15 protein-coding genes are annotated in these 15583 nt (G+C 67.2%); 12 read left to right on the top strand and 3 right to left on the bottom strand.

Features of this window, described 5'->3' with window-relative positions:
- Positions 1 to 69: 69 nt before the first annotated feature.
- On the bottom strand, positions 70 to 1527 hold the full coding sequence (locus tag J2W36_RS19605) for an aldehyde dehydrogenase family protein (RefSeq protein WP_307691441.1): 1458 nt from the start codon (positions 1525 to 1527) through the stop codon (positions 70 to 72).
- 111 nt (positions 1528 to 1638) lie between these two features.
- Between J2W36_RS19605 and J2W36_RS19610 the strand changes: the two genes are divergently transcribed.
- Positions 1639 to 2601, top strand: coding sequence for a LysR substrate-binding domain-containing protein (locus J2W36_RS19610; RefSeq protein WP_307691442.1), 963 nt, complete (start codon positions 1639 to 1641; stop codon positions 2599 to 2601).
- Positions 2602 to 2607: 6 nt separating this feature from the next.
- Here the strand turns inward: J2W36_RS19610 and J2W36_RS19615 are convergent, their stop codons facing one another.
- A complete protein-coding gene (locus J2W36_RS19615) occupies positions 2608 to 3399 on the bottom strand; it encodes an SDR family NAD(P)-dependent oxidoreductase (protein WP_307691443.1) in 792 nt (263 codons plus the stop codon).
- A 192-nt stretch (positions 3400 to 3591) separates the two neighbouring features.
- Here J2W36_RS19615 and J2W36_RS19620 point away from each other — a divergent pair, with 192 nt between their 5' ends.
- Positions 3592 to 4527: an SMP-30/gluconolactonase/LRE family protein gene (locus J2W36_RS19620; RefSeq protein WP_307691444.1), complete on the top strand. Its 936-nt coding sequence runs from the start codon at positions 3592 to 3594 to the stop codon at positions 4525 to 4527.
- Positions 4528 to 4565: 38 nt separating this feature from the next.
- Here J2W36_RS19620 and J2W36_RS19625 read toward each other — a convergent pair whose 3' ends face one another.
- Positions 4566 to 5660 carry an aldose epimerase family protein gene (locus J2W36_RS19625; protein ID WP_307691445.1) on the bottom strand — a complete coding sequence of 365 codons (1095 nt, stop codon included), beginning with the start codon at positions 5658 to 5660 and terminating at the stop codon, positions 4566 to 4568.
- A gap of 57 nt (positions 5661 to 5717) precedes the next feature.
- On the opposite strand from J2W36_RS19625, the gene dapF reads away from it, so the two are divergent.
- The 10 genes from dapF to rsmH all read left to right on the top strand — a co-directional run bounded on the left by dapF (position 5718) and on the right by rsmH (position 15582).
- Complete coding sequence (dapF, locus tag J2W36_RS19630; protein WP_307691446.1) at positions 5718 to 6602, top strand: diaminopimelate epimerase; 885 nt, start codon at positions 5718 to 5720, stop codon at positions 6600 to 6602.
- Entirely contained in the window at positions 6599 to 7294 is a 696-nt protein-coding gene (locus J2W36_RS19635) for a DUF484 family protein (protein WP_307691447.1), read from the top strand. The genes dapF and J2W36_RS19635 overlap by 4 nt, the downstream gene beginning before the upstream one ends.
- 108 nt (positions 7295 to 7402) lie before the next feature.
- Entirely contained in the window at positions 7403 to 8389 is a 987-nt protein-coding gene (locus J2W36_RS19640) for a tyrosine recombinase XerC (protein WP_307691448.1), read from the top strand.
- Complete coding sequence (locus J2W36_RS19645; protein WP_307691449.1) at positions 8386 to 9606, top strand: class I SAM-dependent rRNA methyltransferase; 1221 nt, start codon at positions 8386 to 8388, stop codon at positions 9604 to 9606. Before J2W36_RS19640 ends, J2W36_RS19645 begins: the two co-directional genes overlap by 4 nt.
- Positions 9607 to 9676: 70 nt before the next feature.
- Entirely contained in the window at positions 9677 to 10729 is a 1053-nt protein-coding gene (locus tag J2W36_RS19650) for a CobW family GTP-binding protein (RefSeq protein WP_307691450.1), read from the top strand.
- 173 nt (positions 10730 to 10902) lie between these two features.
- Complete coding sequence (dksA, locus tag J2W36_RS19655) at positions 10903 to 11802, top strand: RNA polymerase-binding protein DksA (RefSeq protein ID WP_307691451.1); 900 nt, start codon at positions 10903 to 10905, stop codon at positions 11800 to 11802.
- Positions 11803 to 12065: 263 nt separating this feature from the next.
- Entirely contained in the window at positions 12066 to 12611 is a 546-nt protein-coding gene (hslV, locus tag J2W36_RS19660; RefSeq protein WP_307691452.1) for an ATP-dependent protease subunit HslV, read from the top strand.
- A 5-nt stretch (positions 12612 to 12616) separates the two neighbouring features.
- Positions 12617 to 13939, top strand: coding sequence for an ATP-dependent protease ATPase subunit HslU (gene hslU, locus J2W36_RS19665; protein WP_307691453.1), 1323 nt, complete (start codon positions 12617 to 12619; stop codon positions 13937 to 13939).
- A gap of 283 nt (positions 13940 to 14222) precedes the next feature.
- A complete protein-coding gene (mraZ, locus tag J2W36_RS19670; RefSeq protein WP_307691505.1) occupies positions 14223 to 14651 on the top strand; it encodes a division/cell wall cluster transcriptional repressor MraZ in 429 nt (142 codons plus the stop codon).
- Positions 14652 to 14658: 7 nt separating this feature from the next.
- Positions 14659 to 15582, top strand: a complete 924-nt coding sequence (gene rsmH, locus J2W36_RS19675) for a 16S rRNA (cytosine(1402)-N(4))-methyltransferase RsmH (protein ID WP_307691454.1) — start codon at positions 14659 to 14661, stop codon at positions 15580 to 15582.
- Position 15583: the final 1 nt, after the last annotated feature.

Here is a 15583-nt window from a genome sequence, read left to right on the forward strand (position 1 = left end):
GTCTCCTGTTGTTGTCGATGGGACGTGTGAAAGAAAGAAAAGAGAGGAAGGGACAGGGTAAGGTGGTCTTCAGGCAGGCATGTAGCCGGTGCGCTCCGTCGTGTAGAACGATGCGGCGGTGTGGCGGCCCGTCTCTCGCGAGCCGTCGCTGGCCCCGGTGCGGCCGCCCAGCGGCGCGAAGGCGTCCACGCCGGTGGTTGGCATGTTCACCAGCGTGGTGCCGGCCTTGGCATGGCGGCGAAAGTGCATGGCGTGTTGCAGCGAGTTGGTGCACAGCGCCGCGCCCAGGCTGTCGGGCATGTCGTTGGTGAGCGCCAGCGCGTCTTCGTAGTCGACCGCGCGCAGCACGCAGGCGACCGGGCCGAACAGCGCTTGGCGGGCCATGCGGTGGTTGGGCCGTGCCAGGAACAGCGCCGGACTCATGTAATGGCCAGGCTGGCTGCGCGCGAGGCGCTCACCACCCCATACACGCTCGGCGCCGTCTTCACTGGCCAGCGCGACGGCTTCCAGGTTGCGGGTGAGCTGTGCCGCGTCGACCAGCGGGCCGAGGTCGATGCCGGGCGTCAGCGCATGGCCGATCTTCAGTGCGGCCAGGCGGTCGCGAAGCCGTGTCACGAAGGCATCGTGCACAGTCGCCTCTACGATCAGGCGGCTGGACGCCGTCGCGCGCTGGCCATTGCTGGCGTAAGCGCCCTGCACGGCGCAGTCCACCGCCTGGGCCAGATCGGCGTCGGCCAGCACCACGAGCGTGTTGGCGCCGCCGGTCTCCAGCTGGACACGTGCCCGCCGGGCGAGCGCGGCCTGGCGCACGCGCGCGCCGACGGCGGCCGAGCCGGTGAAGCTCAACGCATCGACCTGGCTGCTGTCGACCAGCGACTGGCCCACTTCGCGGCCACTGCCCATCACGAGGTTGAAGGTGCCCGCGGGCAGCGCCGCGCGGCTGAGGGTCTCGGCCAATGCCCAGCCGCAGGCCGGCACCAGTTCGGCCGGCTTGAAGACCACGCTGTTGCCCGCGGCGAGCGCCGCGGCAATCTGGGCGGCAGGCACGGCCAGGGGAGAACTCCATGGCGTGATCACGCCCACCACCCCGACCGGCACGTGGGCCACGTCCATCTGGACGCCCGCGCGCAGCGAACGCACGCCGTCCGTCGCCCCGTGGCGCAGCGCTTCGCCAGCGAAGAATTTGAAGCTGCGACCGGCGTGCAGGGCTTCGGTCGTGGCCTCGGCCAGCGGCTTGCCCTGCTCGCGCGCCAGCAGCAGGCCCAGCGCGTCCTTGCGTTCGATGAGTTCGCTGCCGATGCGGTCGAGCACGTCGGCGCGCCGCTGTGGGGTGCTGCGTGCCCAGTGGGCGGATGCGTCGACGGCGGCGCGCACCGCCAGCTCCATCTGATGGCGATCGCCCCGGGCATATTCGGCAACCACCTCGTCGGTGTCCGACGGATTCACGCTCACGCCGGTCGTCACGCTGGTCTCCCAGCGGCCGTTGATGTACTGCCGAACGTTCTGATGAATCTCACCGTGTCTCACGAGGTATCGACCTTCTTCTTGGAGGTGGCGCCAGTCTAGAAACGAATTTGATATCGATCCAATCAATTTTTCGACAAAATAGATATCAATCGACGGATTCTGGAAAACCCCATGACGACTTACACGCACTGGTTCATTCGCGCACGCCTGAAAACGCGGCAGTTGCTGCTGCTGGTGGCGCTGGCCGAAGAAGGCAACATCCACCGTGCCGCGCAGGTGCTCAACATGACGCAGCCGGCGGCCTCCAAGTTGCTCAAGGACCTGGAAGACGTGTTGGAGGTGCCGCTGTTCGACCGATTGCCGCGCGGCATGCGGCCCACCTGGTACGGCGAGACGATGATCCGGCATGCCCGGGTGGCGCTGGCCAGCCTGAATCAGGCCCACGATGAACTGCAGGCGCTCAAGGCCGGCAGCTTCGGCCAGGTGAATGTGGGGGCGATCACGTCGCCCGGGCTGGCCCTGCTGCCGCCGGCGGTCGCCATGGTCAAGCGCGAGCAGCCGAATCTGCGCGTGTCGCTGGAGATCGAAACCAGCCCGGTGCTGCTGGAGCGGCTCGAGCAGGGCAAGCTGGACATTCTGGTGGCGCGTCTGTTCGCCGAGCACGACAAGACGCAGTTGCGCTACCAGGCCCTCACCGAGGAGCCGGTCTGCGCGCTGGTGCGTCCGGGGCACCCGATGCTGGGAGTGTCAGGCCTGACCTTGCGCGACGTGGTGGGCGCCGGCTGGATCGTTCCTCCCGCAGGCAGCGTGCTGCGCCACCGCTTCGACCTGATGTTCCAGCAGGAAGGGCTGGCGCCGCCGATCAATACGGTCGAGACGGCGGCGCTGCTTTTCACGACCCGCATGCTGCAGCAGAGCGACATGGTCGCGGTGCTCGCCGCCGACGTGGCCCGCTACTACGCCGCGCACGGCATCGTGGCGCTGCTGCCGCTGGAGATGCCCTGCCACATGGATGCCTTCGGCATCATCACCCGCACGGACCGGCTGCTGTCGCCCGCAGCCAAGGTGATGATGAAGGCGCTGAAGACGGCCAGCCTGTCGGTCTACAACCGTCGGTTGGACATGGCCGACTGACCCCCGTCAGACCCAACCCGCATCCACCGTGAATTCCTGTGCCGTGCACATGGCCGCGTCGTCCGAAGCCAGGAACAGCACCATGCGTGCGATGTCTTCGGGCAGCAACTTGTCCGGCAGGCACTGGTTGCGCTTGAGTGCCTTTTCGCCTTCTTCGTCCAGCCACAGCTTGACCTGGCGCTCGGTCATCACCCAGCCGGGCGACACCGTGTTGATGCGGATGCGGTCCTGGCCCAGGCTCACGGCCAGGCCGCGCGTCAGGCCATTGACGGACGACTTGGCGATCGCGTAGCACGGGTAGCCAGTGCCCTTGCCCTGCCAGCCCGTCGAGCCGAGATTGATCACCGAACCGAATCCCAGGCGCTGCATGCCCGGCACCACCGACTGGATCGCAAACAGCGCCGGCCGCTCGTTGATGGCCATGCGCTCGTCGTAGTAAGCCGGCGTGACCGATTCGAGCGTGTGGCGATCGTCGCTCGCGACGTTGTTGACCAGCACCGCAAAGTCGCCCAGTGCGGCTGCCGCGTCGGTGATGGCGGCTTGCAGCGCCGCGATGTCGCGCACGTCGCAGGTGCGCCACCATGGTGCCGGGTGGCCCGCGTCGGCGATCTGCTGAGCCAGCGAGCGGCTGGCCGCTTCGGCGATATCGATGAATGCCACGCGTGCGCCCTGGGCGGCAAAGGCCGACACGATGGCCGCGCCGATGCCGCTGCCGCCGCCCGTGACGAACACGGTGCGGTCACGCAGGCTGGGGTAGACGGAATTCTTCTGAAGGGTGGGCGAGGGAGGGAGGGACATGCAGGTCTCCGGTGATTTTGAGCTATTGCAATTTGAATATCAAAACATATGAATATTTTGTATTTCTAATATCAATATGCCCTGATACGATCCTCCGCGTCAAGCGCCACGCGTTTGCTTGTGTTCATTGCGCGCCGTCGGGCCCGAGTCCGCCGCCCCGCCCGTGACCTTCAACCGATGCCGGAAAACCCCATGAGCCCGACCCCTGCTGCTGCCGTCAGCGTCGCAACGACCGCACCGACCGTCCTCGGTGCGCCCGAGTGCCTGTGGCCCGCGGGCGCCGCGTTGGGCGAGGGCCTGCTGTGGTCCCCGCGCGAGCAGGCGCTTTACTGGGTCGACATCCTCGCACGCCGCCTCTACCGGTGGCACGGCGCCGACGGCGCGAGGCAACAGTGGACATTCGACGAGGAGATCTCGGCTTTGGCCGAGCGCGCCTGCGGACCGGGCTTGCTGGTCACGCTGCGCCGCGGCTTTGCGCTGTTCGATCCAGGCACTGCCAGCGCGCCCACCTACCTGCACCAGCCCGAGCCCGACCAGCCGGGCAACCGCTTCAACGATGGCCAATGCGATGCGCAGGGCCGCTTCTGGGGCGGCACGATGGATTTCGCCTGTGCCGCACCCACTGGCGCGCTCTACCGCTTCGACCCGGATGGCAGCTGCTCGCGGCACGAGCACGGTTTTGCCGTGACCAACGGGCCGACCTGGTCGGCCGACGGTCGAACGATGTACTTCAATGACACGGTGCGCGGCTGTGTGTTCGCCTACGACTTCGACCCCGTGCACGGCAGCCTGTCGAACCGGCGCGAATGGCTGCGCATGGCATCCGGCGACGGCGTGCCTGACGGCATGACCACCGATGCGGCGGGCCGGCTCTGGATCGCGCACTGGGGCGGTGCCTGCGTGAGCTGCCACGATCCGGTGAGCGCGGCGGAGTTGTGCCGCATTGCGCTGCCGGTGTCGCAGGTCACCAACTGCGCCTTCGGTGGCGACGACTTCTGCACGCTCTTCATCACCAGCGCCCGCACCGGCCTCGACGCCGACCGGCTCGCCGCCGAGCCGCTGGCCGGCGGGCTGTTTGCGGTGCGCCTCGACAGCCCCGGCCGCGCGGCCTCGCGCTTCGGCGGTTGAGCCTGCGCACCGGGCCGCGTGGCCGCCGTGACCGCGTTTTAGCTGCAGCTGAAACGGTGCACGGTGCGGCTCTCGAAGACTTCTCCCGGCCGCAATACGGTCGAGGGAAAGTCAGGGTGGTTCGGCGCATCGGGAAAGTGCTGCGTCTCCAGGCACAGCCCGTCGCCCTGGCGCACCACTTCGCCGTGGCTGCCAACCAGCGTGCCGTCGAGGAAGTTGCCTGAATAGAACTGCACGCCCGGCTCGGTCGTGAACACCTCCATCACGCGGCCCGAGGGCGGGTGCGCCAGCCGTGCGGCGAGCGCGAGGCCGCCGGGGAGGCCGGGCGGGGCATCGGCCCGGTCGAGCACCCAGTTGTGGTCGTAGCCGCGCGCGCGCACCAACTGCTCGTGCGGCATGCGAATGCGTGCGCCGATGCGCGTGGACGTGCGAAAGTCGAACGGCGTGCCGGTCACGTCGGCGATGCCCGTGGGGATGAGCGTCGCGTCGACCGGCGTGTAGCGGCTGGCGGGCAGCATGAGCTCGTGGTCGAGCACCGAGCCGCCGCCGGCCAGGTTGAAGTAGTCGTGGTGGCTCAGGTTGAGCACCGTCGGCCGGTCGCTTTGGGCGCGGTAGTCGATGCGCCAGCACCCGTCGGCGCTGAGCGTGTAACGCACCTCGACGTGCAGCGTGCCAGGAAAGCCTTCTTCGCCGTCGGCGCTCGTGTAGTGCAGCGCCAGCGCCACCTCGTCGGGCGCGTTGGCGGCGTCGGGGGCGACCGGAGCGATGTCCCACCAGCGCGCGCCGAAGCCCTTGAGGCCGCCATGCAGCGTGTTCGGCCCGTCGTTGACCGGCAACTGGTGCACGTGGCCATCGAGCGTGAACCGGCCTGCCGCGATGCGGTTGGCATAGCGGCCGACGATGGTGCCGAAGTGCGGGTTGCGCGCCACGTAGTCCGCCAGTGTCGGCAGCCCGAGCACCACGTTGACGCGATGGCCTTCGCGGTCGGGCACCTGCAGCGCAGTGACGATGCCGCCGTGGTTCATGGCGCTCAGGCGCAGTCCGTGCCCGTTGTCGATCGTGTATTCAGTGACTTCACGCCCGTCGGGCAAGGTACCGAGCAGGCGGGATGTGAAGGGGGAAGAGGAGGGCATGGTCTCGGATAAGTGGCGGACACCGGCGGATTCTGCATGCGGACGGATAATCCGGCGATGCGAATCCGCTTTACCAAGATGCAGGGTGCCGGCAACGACTTCGTCGTGCTCGACGAGACCCGCGCGCCGCTCGGCCTGACGGCCGCGCACTACCAGTTCCTCGCCAACCGCCATTTCGGCGTAGGCGCCGACCAGATCCTCACGGTGCGTCCGCCGGCCGCCGATGCCGCGCCCGGCGTCGACTTCCAGTACGTGATCCACAACGCCGACGGCGGCGAGGTCGAGCAGTGCGGCAATGGCGCGCGCTGCTTCCTGCGCTTCGTGCGCGAGCGCGGCCTCACGACCAAGGACGCCGTGCGCGTGCAGACGCTGTCGGGCGTGATCGAGCCGCGCCTGAGCGCCGACGGCCGCGTGACGGTCGACATGGGTGCGCCCGTGTTCGAACCCGCACGCGTGCCGTTCGACCCGGCCGGCCTCGAGCCGCAGCCCGACGGCGCCTGGCAGACCTGGAAGCTCGCACTGTCGGCCCAGGCCGAAGGTGCGATCGTTGCGCTGGCGGTCGTCTCCATGGGCAATCCGCATGCCGTGCAGATTGTCGAGGACGTCGATACCGCACCCGTGCTGACGCAGGGCCCGCTGATCGAACACCACCCGCGCTTTGCGCAACGCGTGAACGCCGGCTTCATGCAGGTGGTCGATCGCACGCACGTGCGCCTGCGGGTGTATGAGCGCGGTGCGGGCGAAACGCTGGCCTGCGGCACCGGTGCCTGCGCGGCCGTGGTCGCGGGCATCCGCCTGGGGCTGCTCGATGCGCGCGTGGACGTGCAGACGCGCGGCGGCGTGCTCACCATCGAATGGGCCGGCGTGGGCCAGCCGGTCTTCATGACCGGCCCGGCCGTGACGGTGTTCGAGGGCGACATCGAGGTGCCCGAACTGCCATGACCTTTCCCAACGACACCCATGCCATGAACCCGATCACCGAAGACGACATCGCCAACTACCTGGCGAACACGCCCGACTTCTTCGAGCGCCATGCGCAACTGCTCTCCGAAGTGCAGCTGACCAGCCCGCACGGCAACCGCGCGGTGAGCCTGCAGGAACGCCAGGCCGAAATGCTGCGCGAAAAGATCAAGGCGCTGGAGCACCGCGTGATGGACATGGTGCGCCACGGCACCGACAACGCCGTCACCACCGACCGCCTGCAGCGCTGGACGCGCGGCCTGCTGGGCACACGCGACCCTCGCGCGCTGCCCTACCGCATCGCCGACGAGCTGCAGTCCATCTTCATGGTGCCGCAGACTGCCATTCGCCTATGGGACTGCGAGGCGGTCTATGCCAAGGAGGCCTATGCCCTGCCCGTGAGCGAGGACCTGAAGACGCTGGCCAATTCGCTGGCCACGCCCTACTGCGGCCTCAACGCCAACTTCGAGACCTCCAGCTGGCTGGAAGAAGGGCGTGCGGCCATCTCGGTCGCGCTGATCGCCCTGCGTGCCGCGCCCGACGCGCCGGCCTTCGGCCTGCTGGTGCTGGCGTCGCCCGACGCGCAGCGCTTCAACGCCGAGATGGGCACCGATTTCCTCGAGCGCATCGCCGAGCTGGCCTCGGCCGGCCTGTCGCGGCTGCGCGCCGCCTAGGGTGAAGCATCCCCGATGCGCCTGCGGCGCCTCCCCCTCAAGGGGGCGCATCCAGCGGCCTGGCAGAGCCAGTTCCGCGGGTGGCGCGCAACGCCATGGACAACTGACATGAACGACGCACCGGCCATCGACCCGTTGCCCGCTGCGGACCCGCTGATCGACCGCTACCTGGCACACGTGCGCGTGGAGCGGCGCCTGGCCGCGCGTACGGTCGACCTGTACGCCATTCACCTGAAGACGCTGTGCGAGAAGGCGGCCGAGAGCGGCCTGCCGCTTGCGCGGGTCCAGACTGCCCACGTGCGCCGCTGGATGACCCAGTTGCACAGCGCCGGGCGCGAGCCGCGCGGCATTGCCCTGGTGCTCTCGTGCTGGCGCAGCTTCTACCGCTGGATGGGCCATGAGCGCCTGGTCGAGGCCAACCCGGTGCAGGACGTGCGCGCGCCCAAGGCCGGCCGCCCCTTGCCCAAGGCCCTGGCCGTCGACGATGCCGTGCGCCTGGCCGAACTGCACGATGCGAACGCCGACCCCTGGGCCGAGGCGCGCGACCGCGCCATCGTCGAGCTGCTGTACGGCTGCGGCCTGCGCGTGAGCGAGCTGGTCGGCCTCGACCTGGTGGCCAGCAAGGACGCGCGCGGCTGGATCGACCTGGACGCCGGCGACGCGCATGTGCTGGGCAAGGGCGGCAAGCGCCGCAGCGTGCCGGTGGGCAGCAAGGCGGCCGAGGCGCTGCGGGCCTGGCTGGCCGTGCGCGACGACTGCGCGGCGCTGCCCGCGGCGCGCCTGCGCGACCCGGAAGGTGCCGTGGCGCTCTTCCTGGGGCGCAACGGCAACCGCTTCTCGGCGCACTCGATCTGGAAGCAGCTCAAGGCGCGCAGTGCCAAGGCCGGGCTGAACGCCTCGGTGCATCCGCACATGCTGCGCCACTCTTTTGCCAGCCACGTGCTGCAGTCGAGCAGCGACCTGCGCGGCGTGCAGGAACTGCTCGGCCACGCCAACATCACGACCACCCAGGTCTATACCCGGCTGGACTTCCAGCATCTCGCCAAGGCCTACGATGCCGCGCATCCGCGTGCGCAGGCCAAGAAGGACAAATGAAAGCATTGCGGCTGCGGCCTGGCAAGGAGCGCTCGCTGCAGCGCCGCCACCCCTGGATCTTCGAATCGGCCATCGACAAGGGCGGTGCGGACGCGGGCGAAACCGTGCGCATCGAGTCGAGCGATGGGCGCTTTCTCGCCTGGGCTGCGTTCAGCCCGCTTTCCAAGATCCGCGCCCGCGCGTGGAGCTTCGACGAGAAGCAGCGCATCGACGCGGCCTTTTTCGCGCAGCGTGTGCAGCGCGCCGTGGCCGCGCGCGGCTTCTTCGACCTGCAGAGCGACGGTGTGCGCCTGGTCCATGGCGAAGCCGATGGCCTGCCAGGGCTGATCGTCGACCGCTATGGGGTGGGCGAGCAAGGTGTGCTGGTCGCGCAGTTCCTGTCGGCCGGCGTCGAACGCTGGAAGACGGTGCTCGTCGATGCGCTGCTGGCCGCCACCGGCCTGTCGCGGTTCTACGAGCGCTCCGACGCCAGCGGCCGCGAACGCGAAGGCTTGAAGCCGACCACCGGCTGGCTGCGCGGCGAGGGCGCGACCGAATGCACGATCCGCGAGCACGACTGGCTGCTGTCGCTGGACATCGCCACCGGCCACAAGACCGGCTTCTACCTCGACCAGCGCGACAGCCGCCAGCGCTTCGCGCAGATGGCGCAACACCGGCGCTTTCGCCGGGTGCTCAACTGCTTTTGCTACACCGGCGGCTTCACCGTGGCTGCACTCGCGGGCCTGCGGGCGGCCGATGCGCTCGAAGGCGCCGAGCTGGTGTCGATCGATTCGTCGCAGCCAGCGCTCGAACGCGCCCGTGCGCATGTGGCGCTCAACGGCTTCGAAGGCGCGAACACCCAGTTCCTCGACGCCGACGTCAATGCCTCGCTGCGCCGCTTCATCGAGGAAGGCCGTACCTTCGACGCGATCGTGCTCGATCCGCCCAAGTTCGCGCCCACCGTGGCCCATGCCGAACGTGCCGCGCGCGCCTACAAGGACATCAACCGGCTGGCCCTCAAGCTGCTGGAGCCGGGCGGCGTGCTGCTGACCTTTTCCTGCTCGGGCGGCATCAGCGCCGACCTGTTCCACAAGATCGTCGCTTCGGCGGGCATCGACGCGGGCGTCGACGGCTACCTGGGTGAGCACCTGGGTGCGGCGCCCGACCATCCGATGACCATCGAGTTCCCGGAGGGCGAGTACCTCAAGGGGCTGGTGGTCGTGCGCAAGGCTGCGTGAAAGCGGCCCTCCTGAGCACGGCCTTTCGTCCCTCGTTAGACTTTCGCCCTTCCCGATCACGGAGCATTCCATGGCCCTCATCCCCGCGACCATCCTCACCGGCTTCCTCGGCTCCGGCAAGACCACGCTGCTCAAGCGCATCCTGACCGAGGCGCACGGCCAGAAGATCGCCGTCATCGAAAACGAGTTCGGCGAGGAGAACATCGACAGCGACATCCTGGTGAGCGAATCCAAGGAGCAGATCGTGCAGATGAGCAATGGCTGCGTCTGCTGCACCATCCGCGAAGATCTGCGCGAAGCCCTGCAACTGCTCGCGGCCAAGAAGCGCAAGGGCCTGCTGGACTTCGACCGCGTGGTGATCGAGACCACCGGCCTGGCCGACCCCGGCCCCGTGGCGCAGACCTTCTTCATGGACGACGAGATCGCCGAGAGCTACCTGCTCGACTCGATTCTCACGCTGGTCGATGCCAAGCATGCGCCCCAGCAGCTCAACGACCGCCAGGAGGCGCGCCGCCAGGTGGGCTTCGCCGACCAGATCTTCATCAGCAAGAGTGAGCTGGTCTCGGCAGAGGAAACCGAGGCGCTGATCCACCGCCTGAAGCACATGAACCCACGTGCGCCGCAGCAGAAGGTGCATTTTGGCGAAGTGCCGCTGGGCAGCGTGTTCGACCTGCGCGGCTTCAACCTGAACGCCAAGCTCGACATCGACCCCGACTTCCTGACGGCCGACGACCACGCGCATCACGATCATGACCATGCGCATGGAGAGCACTGCGACCATCCCTCGCACGCACACGAAGGCCACGGCCACCATCACCACCATGACGACGACGTCAAGAGCTTCGTCTACAAGGCCGACCGGGCGTTCGACCCTGCGCGGCTGGAGGACTTCCTGGGCGCCATCGTCAACATCTACGGGCCCAAGATGCTGCGCTACAAGGGCGTGCTGCACATGCAGGGCACCGAGCGCAAGGTGATCTTCCAGGGCGTGCATCAGCTGATGGGCAGCGACCTCGGTCCGGCATGGGGGCCGGACGAGGTGCGCCAGAGCCGCATGGTGTTCATCGGCATCGACCTGCCGCGCGACATCCTGGAGCAGGGCCTGGACCAGTGCCTGGTGTAGCCGCGCTGCGGCACACGCGCGCGACTTCTCTATACAATCGCGCGCCTGCTCAGTTCCGCTGACCCGTCCTTCCGGGGGACGGGACACGGCGGTCCGGGCAGCTCGGGTGAGCTTCCGCGGGAGCAAACCTCCCCGTGAAAGCGCTTTCCCGTTCTTCGAAGGAGCCCGTCACCGTGAAGAAACCCGCCGCAAAGGCCAAGTCCGCAGCCGATCCGAGCGTCGAGAAGACGCCGGTGAGCCGGCAGGCCGCGTCTGCGGCCCCGAAGGTTTCCGCGTCTGCTGCCAAGACCGCCAAGACGGCCAAGGCCTCTCAGGCCACCGCCACAGGCACTTCCGCCGCAGCCCATGAGGCTGTTGCTTCAACTCAACCGGCTGGCCGCAAGGCCGCACCCTCTGCCACACCGCTCCCCATGAAAAAAACGGCTGCTGCCTCTTCTCCCGCCACGTCGACTCCCTCGGCCTCGATCGCTGCGCCCGCCACGCGCGGTGGCCGCGTGTCGCGCCTGTCGCAACTGACGGTGCCTTCCATGGCCCAGTCGGTGGCCTCCACGGCTGCCAAGTCGAGCTTCACCCAGATCGCCTCGACCGCGCTGGTCCCGCCACCGCACGTGGCACTCAAGAAGGACCCGAAGCTCGCGAACAACTGGAAGGACAAGACGGTGGACGAGCTGACCGATGCCGAAGTCATCGCGATGCCGGACGCCGAATACATGAACGACAAGCAGATGGCGTTCTTCCGCCTGAAGCTGGTGGCCCTCAAGAAGGGTATTCTGGACAACGCGGGCGAAACCACCGAGCACCTGCGTGAAGACACGGTGGTGGTGCCCGATCCGGCCGACCGCGCGACCATCGAGGAAGAGCATGCGCTGGAACTGCGCACGCGCGACCGTGAACGCAAGCTGCTCAAGAAGATCGAGCAGTCGATCCAGCGCATCGACGCCGGCGACTATGGCTACTGCGACGAGACCGGCGAGCCCATCGGCGTCGGTCGCCTGCTGGCACGGCCGACCGCCACGCTGTCGCTCGAAGCGCAACAGCGCCGCGAGCTCAAGCAGAAGATGTTCGGAGACTAGGTTCTCCCCCAGGCTTGCCCACTGCGTGTGGCAGCGCCTACCCCCTTCCGGGGGCAACACCGGCGGCCCGGCGGAGCCGGTTCCGCGGTGTTTCTGGCTCTCCCCCCAGGCTTGCCCACTGCGTGTGGCCGCCTATCCCCTTCCGCGGGCGACACCTGCGGCCCGGCGGAGCCGGTTCCGCGGTGTTCTGGTGGATAGGGTGAATTTTCGTGTGGGGGATGTTTCGGGGTTGTATTGGAAACCGGCGTCCCTAAGTGGGTGGGATGGAACAGTTTCACGGAACCACGATTCTCAGTGTGCGGCGCAAGACGCCCGACGGCGACCAGGTTGCCATCGGGGGGGACGGGCAGGTCACGCTGGGGAACATCGTCATCAAGGGCACGGCGCGCAAGGTGCGGCGGCTCTATCACGGCAAGGTGCTGGCCGGTTTTGCCGGCGCCACCGCCGATGCCTTCACGCTCTTCGAGCGTTTCGAGGCCAAGCTCGAGAAGCACCAGGGGCATCTGACCCGCGCGGCGGTCGAGCTCACCAAGGACTGGCGTACCGACCGGGTGCTGCGCAAGCTCGAAGCCATGCTCGCCGTGGCGGATGCCACCACCTCCCTCATCATCACCGGCAACGGTGACGTGCTCGAACCCGAGGACGGCGTGATCGCCATCGGTTCGGGTGGTGCCTACGCGCAGTCGGCGGCCAAGGCGCTGATCGACAACACCGAGCTGTCTGCCGAGCAGATCGTCCGTAAATCCCTGGGGATCGCCGGGGAAATCTGCATTTACACCAATATGAACCATACGGTCGAGACGCTGTGACCATCATGTCCATGACCCCCCAGGAGATCGTCTCCGAGCTCGACAACCACATCGTCGGGCAGCCCGAGGCCAAGCGGGCCGTCGCCATTGCGCTGCGCAACCGGTGGCGCCGCCAGAAGGTCGAGGGCGCGCTGCGCACCGAGATCACCCCCAAGAACATCCTGATGATCGGCCCCACGGGTGTCGGCAAGACCGAGATCGCGCGCCGGCTGGCCCGGCTGGCGGACGCGCCCTTCATCAAGGTCGAGGCGACCAAGTTCACCGAGGTCGGCTACGTGGGCAAGGATGTCGATGCGATCATCCGCGACCTGGCCGAGATTGCCGTCAAGCAGACGCGCGAAAAGGAGAGCGCCAAGTTCCGCATGCGTGCGGAAGACGCTGCCGAAGACCGCATCCTCGACGTCCTGTTGCCGCCCGCGCGCAACGCCGACGGCACCGCGCCCGACGCGAACAACGCCACCCGCCAGGCCTTCCGCAAGAAGCTGCGCGAGCACGAACTCGACGACAAGGAGATTGAGCTCGATCTGGCCGAGACCCGCGCACCCATGGAAATCATGGGCCCGGCCGGCATGGAAGAAATGACCGAACAGTTGCGCGGCATGTTCGGCCAGCTGGGCGCCGGCAAGCGCAAGACGCGCAAGCTCAAGATCGGCGAGGCCATGCGCCTGCTGATCGACGAGGAGGCTGGCAAGCTGGTCAACGAGGACGACATCCGCACGCTGGCCATCCAGAATGCCGAGCAGAACGGCATCGTCTTCATCGACGAGATCGACAAGGTCGCCACCCGCAGCGATGCGCAGGGTTCGGACATCTCGCGCCAGGGCGTGCAACGTGACCTGCTGCCCTTGGTCGAAGGCACGGCGGTCACCACCAAGTACGGGGTGGTGCGCACCGACCACATCCTCTTCATCGCCAGCGGTGCGTTCCACCTGAGCAAGCCGAGCGATCTGATCCCGGAGCTGCAGGGGCGCTTTCCGATCCGGGTCGAGCTGCAGTCGCTCTCGGTGGCTGATTTCGAGAGCATCCTCACGCAGACACGTGCCTCGCTGGTCAAGCAGTACCAGGCGCTGCTGGCCACCGAAGGCGTCACGCTCGATTTCACGCCCGATGGCATCACCCGCCTGGCGGGTATCGCGTTCGATGTGAACGAGCGCACCGAGAACATCGGCGCGCGCCGCCTGTCGACGGTCATGGAGCGTCTGCTCGACGAGGTGAGTTTCGATGCCGCGAAGCTGGGCGGTCAATCGGTGCGGATCGATGCGGCTTACGTGGACCAACGTCTGGCGGCATTAAGTCACGACGAAGACCTTTCGCGCTTCATCCTCTGAAGCTCGCCCTCCGAGGCGGTGCCGCTCCGCGCACCGCCTCGGCGCTTCACGCAACACATTCATTGCGTGAGCTAAGTACTTCATTTGCAACGAAATTACCCGCTTCCTCGCGTTCGGAAGTGGTGCTAAGTCGTTGATTCCATTACAAAAAATACCCTTCGCGCCCCGTTGCGCCCGAATGGTTTCCTGCTACAGTGGAAAAAAGTGCAGTTAAGTGGGAAATACTGTCGGATGTTGCCTCTTCGAGGTGCGCGATGGCTCCCACCACAGGGGTACCGTGGTCGTGTTTCAAGGCGCTTCATCGCTCAGTCTGGATGTCAAGGGAAGGCTTTCCGTGCCTACCCGGCATCGTGACGTCCTGAGCGCGACCGCCGGCGGCCAACTGACGATCACCAAGCACCCGCACGGCTGTCTGATGATCTTCCCGCGTCCGGAATGGGAGAAATTCCGCGAGCGTATTGCCGCACTGCCGATGTCGGCGCAGTGGTGGAAGCGCGTGTTCCTGGGCAATGCGATGGATGTCGAGATGGACGGTACCGGCCGGGTGCTCGTGTCGCCCGAACTGCGCGCAGCCGCCGGCATCTCGCGCGAGACGCTGATGCTGGGCATGGGCAACCATTTCGAACTGTGGGACAAGGCAACCTACGAGGCGAAGGAAGCCGAGGCCACGCAAGGCGAAATGCCCGACGTGTTCCAGGACTTCTCTTTCTGAGCCGCCCGTGGAAACTTCGTTCACCCACACCACCGTGCTCCTCGATGAGCCGATCGATGCCCTGTTCGAAGGCCGCGGCGACGCGCCCGCGGGCACCTACGTCGATGCGACGTTCGGGCGAGGAGGCCATTCGCGGGCCATCCTGGCGAGGCTGGGGCCGCAAGGCCACCTGATTGCGTTCGACAAGGACGCCGAAGCGGTCGCCGAAGCAACGCGCATCACCGATGCGCGTTTTTCCATTCGGCATCAGGGCTTTCGGGACCTCGGGGAGCTGGCGCCGGCCAGCGTCGCCGGGCTGCTCATGGACCTGGGCATCAGCTCCCCGCAGATCGACAACCCCGCACGGGGTTTTTCTTTTCGTTTTGACGGCCCGCTCGACATGCGCATGGATACCACGCGCGGCGAGAGCGTGGCAGAGTGGCTGGCAACGGCCGAAACCCAACAGATTGCAGAGGTGATCCGTGACTATGGCGAAGAACGGTTTGCTGTTCAGATTGCAAAGGCGATTGTTGCTCGCCGACAAGAACGGGGCCCAGTTTCAACCACCACCGAGCTGGCCGACCTCGTGGCTGGCACGGTCAAAACCCGCGAGCAGGGCCAGAACCCTGCAACGCGCACATTTCAGGCTCTTCGGATTTTCATCAACGCCGAGCTTGAAGAGCTGCAACAGGCGCTAGACGCCAGCCTGTCGGTGCTCGAGCCGGGCGGCCGGCTGGCGGTGATCAGCTTCCACTCGCTGGAAGACCGCATCGTCAAGCAGTTCATCGCCAGGCACTCGAAAGAGGTGTACGACCGCCGCGCGCCTTTTGCCACGCCGCAACCGATGAAGCTGCGCCCGCTCGCGCGCATCCGGCCCTCGGAGGCCGAGGTGGCGGGCAATCCGCGATCGCGCAGCGCCATCCTGCGCATCGCCGAACGCACGGAGGCCTGAC

The sequence above is a fragment of the Variovorax ginsengisoli genome, from assembly GCF_030811835.1.
GTDB lineage: Bacteria > Pseudomonadota > Gammaproteobacteria > Burkholderiales > Burkholderiaceae_C > Variovorax > Variovorax ginsengisoli_C.

What these genes read in the sequence shown, in the direction of transcription:
- J2W36_RS19610 (WP_307691442.1), top strand. Translation starts at nt 1,639, where the DNA reads ATGACGACTTACACGCACTGGTTCATTCGCGCACGCCTGAAAACGCGG.
- J2W36_RS19615 (WP_307691443.1), bottom strand. Translation starts at nt 3,399, where the DNA reads ATGTCCCTCCCTCCCTCGCCCACCCTTCAGAAGAATTCCGTCTACCCC.
- J2W36_RS19620 (WP_307691444.1), top strand. Translation starts at nt 3,592, where the DNA reads ATGAGCCCGACCCCTGCTGCTGCCGTCAGCGTCGCAACGACCGCACCG.
- J2W36_RS19625 (WP_307691445.1), bottom strand. Translation starts at nt 5,660, where the DNA reads ATGCCCTCCTCTTCCCCCTTCACATCCCGCCTGCTCGGTACCTTGCCC.
- dapF (WP_307691446.1), top strand. Translation starts at nt 5,718, where the DNA reads ATGCGAATCCGCTTTACCAAGATGCAGGGTGCCGGCAACGACTTCGTC.
- J2W36_RS19635 (WP_307691447.1), top strand. Translation starts at nt 6,599, where the DNA reads ATGACCTTTCCCAACGACACCCATGCCATGAACCCGATCACCGAAGAC.
- J2W36_RS19640 (WP_307691448.1), top strand. Translation starts at nt 7,403, where the DNA reads ATGAACGACGCACCGGCCATCGACCCGTTGCCCGCTGCGGACCCGCTG.
- J2W36_RS19645 (WP_307691449.1), top strand. Translation starts at nt 8,386, where the DNA reads ATGAAAGCATTGCGGCTGCGGCCTGGCAAGGAGCGCTCGCTGCAGCGC.
- J2W36_RS19650 (WP_307691450.1), top strand. Translation starts at nt 9,677, where the DNA reads ATGGCCCTCATCCCCGCGACCATCCTCACCGGCTTCCTCGGCTCCGGC.
- hslV (WP_307691452.1), top strand. Translation starts at nt 12,066, where the DNA reads ATGGAACAGTTTCACGGAACCACGATTCTCAGTGTGCGGCGCAAGACG.
- hslU (WP_307691453.1), top strand. Translation starts at nt 12,617, where the DNA reads ATGTCCATGACCCCCCAGGAGATCGTCTCCGAGCTCGACAACCACATC.